Below are 6173 nucleotides of genomic sequence, written 5' to 3'. Positions count from 1 at the left end.
GCCAAGCGGGCCATCCTCGACAGCTACACGAAGGAGCACTCGGCCGAGTACCAGGCGCAGGCCTGGATCGACCTCGCCCGGAAGCTGCACAACCAGCACCCGGAGCTGGCCGCCCCCGGCGCGATCGCGTCGGTGGTCATCCACACCAGCCATCACACGCACTTCGTGATCGGGTCCGGCGCGAACGACCCGCAGAAGTACGACCCGACCGCGAGCCGGGAGACGCTCGACCACTCGATCCCGTATATCTTCACGGTCGCCCTGCAGGACGGCAGCTGGCACCACGTCGACTCCTACTCGCCCGAGCGCGCCGGCCGGGCCGACACCGTCGCCCTCTGGCACAGCGTGACCACGGTCGAAGACCCCGAGTGGACCCGCCGGTACCACTCGCTCGATGTCAGCGAGAAGGCCTTCGGCGGCCGCGTCGTCATCACGCTCAGCACCGGCGAGACCATCACCGACGAGATCGCGGTCGCGGATGCGCATCCGCTGGGCGCCCGTCCGTTCGGTCGTGCGGAGTACGTGAACAAGTTCCGCACCCTGGCCGCGGACGTGCTCGGGGCGGGTGAGATCGAGCGGTTCCTGGGCCTTGCGCAGCGGCTGCCCGAGCTGGGCTCCGGCGAGCTCGGCCAGCTGACGATCGTGGCCAGGCCCGGTCTGCTCTCGGCGTTGCCCATGCCGGTGGGGCTCTTCTGATGCTGTACTCCGCCGCCACCGCGGCCGAGAAGCGCGTGAACCTGCGGGCGGTGCTGTCCAGCGGCACGATCCAGCGCTTCCCGGGCGCGTTCAACCCGCTCTCGGCGAAGCTGATCCAGGCGAGGGGCTTCGAGGGCGTCTACATTTCCGGGGCGGTGCTCTCGGCCGACCTGGGCCTGCCCGACATCGGTCTGACCACGCTCACCGAGGTCGCCGGCCGGGCGCAGCAGATCGCCCGGATGACCGACCTGCCGGCGATCGTCGATGCCGACACGGGCTTCGGCGAGCCGATGAACGTGGCGCGCACGATCCAGACCCTCGAGGATGCGGGCCTGGCCGGCATGCACATCGAGGACCAGGTGAACCCGAAGCGTTGCGGGCACCTCGACGGCAAGCAGGTCGTCGACGAGGAGACCGCGGTGAAGCGTATCCGCGCGGCGGTCGATGCGCGCCGGGACCCGAACTTCCTGATCATGGCGCGCACCGACATCCGTGCCACGGTGCCGGGTGATGGCGGCCTCGACGCGGCCGTCGACCGGGCGAAGAAGCTCGTCGACGCCGGCGCCGACGCGATCTTCCCCGAGGCGATGGCGACGCTGGCCGAGTTCGAGGCGATCCGCGCGGCCGTCGACGTGCCGCTGCTGGCGAACATGACCGAGTTCGGCAAGAGCGAACTGTTCACGGTCGACCAGCTCGGCGGGATCGGCGTCAACATGGTGATCTTCCCGGTGTCGCTGTTGCGCCTGGCGATGGGCGCCGCCGACCGTGGACTCGCAGCCATCCAGGCGGAAGGGTCGCTGACCTCCCTCCTGCCGGAGATGCAGCACCGCACGGAGCTCTACGAGCTGCTCGACTACGAGGCGTACAACAAGTTCGACTCAGGCATTTTCAACTTCAGCGTGAACGAGAAGGGAACGATATGAGCGAGAAGGATGTGAAGGTCTTCAAGGGCCTCGCCGGCGTGCCGGTGGATGTCACCGCGATTTCGAAGGTGAACTCGGAGACGAATTCCCTGCTGTACCGGGGCTACCCGGTGCAGGAACTGGCCGCCCTGTGCAGCTTCGAGGAGGTCGCGTACCTGCTCTGGCACGGCGAGCTGCCGGACGAAACACAGCTGGCCGAGTTCGAGCAGCTGGAACGGTCGCTGCGCCGGCTCGACCCCGTCGTGCACCGCGTCATCGACGAGCTGCCGATGAGCGCGCATCCGATGGATGTGCTGCGCACCGCGGTCAGCGTGATCGGCGCCCGCGACCCCGAGGTCGCCGACGCGTCGCCGGAGGCCAACCTGGCCAAGTCGATCCGGCTGTTCTCGCAGTTGCCGGCGATCATCGCGTACGACCAGCGTCGCCGCCACGGCCAGGGCCCGGTCGAACCCAGGGACGACCTCGGCTACTCGGCGAACTTCCTGCACATGACCTTTGGCGAGGTGCCGGAACTGGCCGTCGTCGACGCGTTCGACGTCTCGATGATCCTCTACGCCGAGCACTCGTTCAACGCGTCGACCTTCACCGCGCGGGTGATCACCTCCACGCTCGCGGACCTGCACTCCGCGGTGACCGGAGCGATCGGCGCGCTCAAGGGCGCGCTGCACGGCGGCGCGAACGAAGCCGTGATGCACACCTTCGACGAGATCGGCGCGGGCGAAGGCGCCGGCGACCGCGCGGTTGCCTGGCTGGACCGCGCCCTCGTGGACAAGCGCAAGATCATGGGCTTCGGGCACCGGGTCTACAAGAACGGCGACTCACGGGTGCCGACCATGCACGCGGCGCTGCTGACCCTGGTCGAACACTACGAGCGGCCCGACCTGCTCGAACTGTACGCGGCGCTGGAAGCGGCGATGACCGAGCAGAAGGCGATCCTGCCCAACCTCGACTACCCGTCCGGACCGGCCTATCACCTGATGGGCTTCGACACCCTCACCTTCACCCCGTTGTTCGTGGCGGCCAGGGTGATCGGCTGGACGGCGCACATCATCGAGCAGACCGGTTCCAACGCCCTCATCCGCCCGCTGTCGGTGTACGACGGCGTGGAGGAACGCCACATCGTCTGAGGACCTTCGCCGGACGCTTCGCGGCATACCATTGACCAATGGCCCATGACGCAGTACGACAGACGACCGGCAGCATCCACGGCACCGAGGTGAACGCATGAGCGTGCACCTGGTCGGCGGCGGCTGGGCTTCCGAGCACTATCCCGCGGTCTACGGACCGTTCGTCGGTGAGGCGACGGCGCGAGCGACCGCGGCCGGACGGGTCGAACCGCGCATCGCGATCATCTCCGTGCGGTCCGGCGACGGCGACGAGCACGCCGCGAACCTCACGGCAGCGCTGGCCGCGGCCGCGCCCTTCGAGCCCGTGCTCACCACGCTCGAGCTGGACGGCCGGGCGGCCCTGACCGCGGTCGGGGACGTCGACGGCATCGTCATCGGCGGCGGGCTCACCCCCGCCTATCTCGCCGCGGTCGCGCCGATCGCCGGAGAGATCCGCCGCCAGGTGTCGGCCGGCATCCCCTACCTCGGCTACTCGGCCGGCGCGATGATCGCCGCCGAGCGCGCCCTGACCGGCGGCTGGCGGATCGGCGGCGTCGAGGTCGCGCCACAGGACGGATCCGAGGACCTCGACGAGGTCACGGTCGACAACGGCATCGGCTTGCTGGATGTCACCGTCGAGGTGCACGCCGCGCAGTGGGGCACGCTGTCCCGACTGATCGCCGCGGTCGAGGCCGGACTGGTCGACGGAGGCCTCGCCATCGACGAGAACACCGCCCTGGTGGTCGGCGAGGGCGCGCTGGGCGTGGTCGGCGCCGGCAGCGTCTGGCGGGTCAGCCAGGCGCCCGACGGGGTTCTCGTCAGCACCTTCGGCGCCTAGGACCCCGTGCCGACGCCCCCGGGGGCCCGCTTCGGCGACGGCCGGATCGACCCCGGCTGGGCCGAGGCGCTTGCGCCGGTCGCTCACGAGATGGGCGCGATGGACGACTTCCTCCGGGCCGAGACGGCGGCCGGACGCCCCTGGCTGCCCGCAGGCGACAAGATCTACCGCGCCTTCGGCCATCCCTTCGACGATGTGAAGGTGCTCATCGTCGGCCAGGACCCGTACCAGACCCCCGGATTCCCGATCGGGCTGTCCTTCGCCGTCGACCCCCACGTGCGTCCCCTGCCGCGAAGCCTCCAGAACATCTACCGCGAACTCCACGACGACCTCGGGCTGACCCCGCCGCCGCACGGCGACCTCACCCCCTGGGCGGCGCGTGGCGTCATGCTGCTGAACCGGGTGCTCACCGTGCAGGAGGGGGTCGCCGGGTCGCACCGGCGGCGCGGCTGGGAGGCCGTGACCGAGCACGCCATCCGCACCCTCGTCGCGCGCCGCCGCCCGCTGGTGGCCATCCTCTGGGGCAGGGATGCCGCGAGCCTCCGGCCCCTGCTGGGCGACACGCCCGTGATCGAGTCTGCCCACCCGAGCCCGCTGTCAGCGAGGCGGGGATTCTTCGGATCCCGCCCGTTCAGCCGGGCAAACGAACTCCTGACGGCCCAGGGAGCCGCGCCCGTCGACTGGTCGCTCGGCTAATCTGGAAGTTGAAGAAACGAGGGGAGTCACCGGTGCTTGAAGAGGAATACCAGCCCAGGCGACGGCTGCCGATGCACCTTCGCCCGGTGCCGCCGCCCGAGGCGCCGTTCGAGTACTCGCTGCGCGACGCAACGGCCGCCGACCTCCCGTACATCCGTGAGATCTACAACTACTACGTCGCGAACAGCACCGTCACGTTCGACGAGGACGCGATGACCCTGGCCGAGTGGCGGGACAAGTGCGCCTACCTGGAACGGCTCGGCATGCCGTTCATCGTGGCCGAGTCCCCGGCCGGGCAGCTCCTCGGCTACGCGCTGGTCAGCCCCTGGAAGCAGAAGAAGGCGTATCGGTTCACCGTGGAGAACTCGATTTACCTGGGCGCGGCATCCACAGGCAAGGGCCTGGGCCGGGTTCTGCTCGCCGAACTCATCGCGCGGTCGAAGGCCGCGGGGCTCAAGGAGATCATCGCCGTGATCGCGGACCAGGGTGCCGACGCGTCGATCAAGCTGCACCACGACTTCGGCTTCGAGGAAATCGGTCGGATGGGCAAGGTCGGCTTCAAATTCGAGCGCTGGCTGGGCACCGTGCTCATGCAGAAGAGCCTGAAGTAGGCGGTCGCCCCGAGCAGGTAGCGCAGTGTCCGTTAGGCGGTGCGGCGGCGCGCGGTCAGGCGCCCGGTCGCTTTCACCACGGCGCCGCGCGGCAAGGCCCTCGAGAGCCAGGCCAGCGCGGCATTCCGCGCGCCGCTGACCCTGTGCGGCGGGGGAGTGCCGCGGTCGAGGTCGGCGAACACGGTGCGCATCACCTGGTCGACGCTCTGCGGGCGTCGCCGGGCCGCGACGCCGGCCACCCGGGAGAACTCCGTGGCAACCGGGCCGGGGCAGAGCGCCGTCACCTTGAGGCCGGAGGCGTGTGTCTCGTACCAGAGCGCCTCGGTGAAGCTCAGCACGTACGCCTTGGTCGCTCCATAGACGGCCATGCGAGGCACCGGCTGGAACGCGGCGGTGCTCGCCAGGTTCACGAGGGCCGCGCCGTGCGGATGCTCGCCTGCGGTCTGGAGCAGGTCCGGCAGGAACGCCCGGGTCAGCTCGGTGAGCACCTGCACGTTGAGCGCCACCTGTTCGCGTTGCAGGCCGGCGTCGGACACGGCGAAGGGCCCGAAGGTAGCGAAGCCGGCGTTGTTGACGAGCGTGCCGACGGTGACGGAGCGGGTGCGCAGGTCCGTGACCAGCTCGGCGACGGCATCCGGCCCGGTCAGGTCCAGCGGGATGACGGTCGAGGCCGTGCCGTACTTCTCGGCCAGTTCGACGGCGAGGGCCTCAAGACGATCCTGGCGTCGGGCGACGAGCACGAGGTCTGCCCCGCGCTCGGCGAGCCGGTGCGCGAAGCCGATGCCGAGACCGCTCGAGGCTCCGGTGATGAGGGCGGTGGTTCCCATGGGGTTGAAGTATGAGCGTGCCATGCACTGAGGCTAGCCCCGCTCGGCCGGGCTGGGCGAGCCCCGCGTAAGGTCGAAGCATGACGGATGCCCCACTTGACGTTCCTGCCCGGCACACGGTTCTGCGGTCCTTCGCCGGCCACCTCGCGGCCGACCCCGACGCGGCCTTCGGGCACCTCGTGGCCACTCTGTCCGGCGGCGATGAGGCCGCCGGCCACGTCAGGGCCGACCCCGCGCGTCGCCTCGTCGTCGTGGAGGGCGACTGGTGGTATCGCGGCGAGTACCGGGTGCTGCCGGAGGAGTCCGGGGCCCTCGTGCAGTACGAGATCATCAACATCGCGCAGGTCGCCCGCTGGGCGGCCCGCTGGACCGCGCGGCCGGTACTCGAGGCGGCGCCCGCGGCGTTCGGGCGGCTCCTGACCGCGATTCAGGCGGAGGTCGATGGCGCTCGGCCGGACGAGGCCTGACCGACCTGA

8 protein-coding genes are annotated in these 6173 nt (G+C 70.1%); 7 read left to right on the top strand and 1 reads right to left on the bottom strand.

The window, feature by feature from the left end:
- The 6 genes from BLQ39_RS14105 to BLQ39_RS14080 all read left to right on the top strand — a co-directional run.
- Nucleotides 1-696 (top strand): MmgE/PrpD family protein (locus tag BLQ39_RS14105; RefSeq protein WP_143006480.1); only part of this gene is annotated, 696 nt, incomplete at its 5' end.
- Nucleotides 696-1619 (top strand): methylisocitrate lyase, encoded by a 924-nt coding sequence (gene prpB, locus BLQ39_RS14100; protein ID WP_092324911.1) that lies wholly within the window; start codon nucleotides 696-698, stop codon nucleotides 1617-1619. The genes BLQ39_RS14105 and prpB, both read left to right, overlap by 1 nt.
- Nucleotides 1616-2746 carry a bifunctional 2-methylcitrate synthase/citrate synthase gene (locus tag BLQ39_RS14095; RefSeq protein WP_092324909.1) on the top strand — a complete coding sequence of 377 codons (1131 nt, stop codon included), beginning with the start codon at nucleotides 1616-1618 and terminating at the stop codon, nucleotides 2744-2746. Before prpB ends, BLQ39_RS14095 begins: the two co-directional genes overlap by 4 nt.
- A 97-nt stretch (nucleotides 2747-2843) precedes the next feature.
- The gene (locus tag BLQ39_RS14090) at nucleotides 2844-3563 is read left to right on the top strand and encodes a Type 1 glutamine amidotransferase-like domain-containing protein (RefSeq protein WP_092324907.1); all 720 of its coding nucleotides are present in this window, start codon (nucleotides 2844-2846) and stop codon (nucleotides 3561-3563) included.
- Nucleotides 3564-3569: 6 nt separating this feature from the next.
- Nucleotides 3570-4259 (top strand): uracil-DNA glycosylase, encoded by a 690-nt coding sequence (locus BLQ39_RS14085; RefSeq protein ID WP_241977260.1) that lies wholly within the window; start codon nucleotides 3570-3572, stop codon nucleotides 4257-4259.
- Nucleotides 4260-4291: 32 nt separating this feature from the next.
- Nucleotides 4292-4870 carry a GNAT family N-acetyltransferase gene (locus tag BLQ39_RS14080; protein ID WP_174775346.1) on the top strand — a complete coding sequence of 193 codons (579 nt, stop codon included), beginning with the start codon at nucleotides 4292-4294 and terminating at the stop codon, nucleotides 4868-4870.
- Between the two features lie 32 nt (nucleotides 4871-4902).
- On the opposite strand, the gene BLQ39_RS14075 is transcribed toward BLQ39_RS14080, so the two are convergent.
- Nucleotides 4903-5721 (bottom strand): SDR family NAD(P)-dependent oxidoreductase, encoded by an 819-nt coding sequence (locus BLQ39_RS14075; protein ID WP_241982944.1) that lies wholly within the window; start codon nucleotides 5719-5721, stop codon nucleotides 4903-4905.
- 56 nt (nucleotides 5722-5777) lie between these two features.
- Here BLQ39_RS14075 and BLQ39_RS14070 point away from each other — a divergent pair, with 56 nt between their 5' ends.
- Nucleotides 5778-6164 carry a hypothetical protein gene (locus tag BLQ39_RS14070; protein WP_092324901.1) on the top strand — a complete coding sequence of 129 codons (387 nt, stop codon included), beginning with the start codon at nucleotides 5778-5780 and terminating at the stop codon, nucleotides 6162-6164.
- The last annotated feature ends 9 nt before the right edge of the window (nucleotides 6165-6173 follow it).

This window comes from Cryobacterium psychrotolerans, assembly GCF_900101115.1.
In the GTDB taxonomy this organism is placed as follows: domain Bacteria; phylum Actinomycetota; class Actinomycetes; order Actinomycetales; family Microbacteriaceae; genus Cryobacterium; species Cryobacterium psychrotolerans.
Note: the sequence above shows the minus strand (reverse complement) of the source record. Positions and strands in the feature narration are given on the sequence as shown.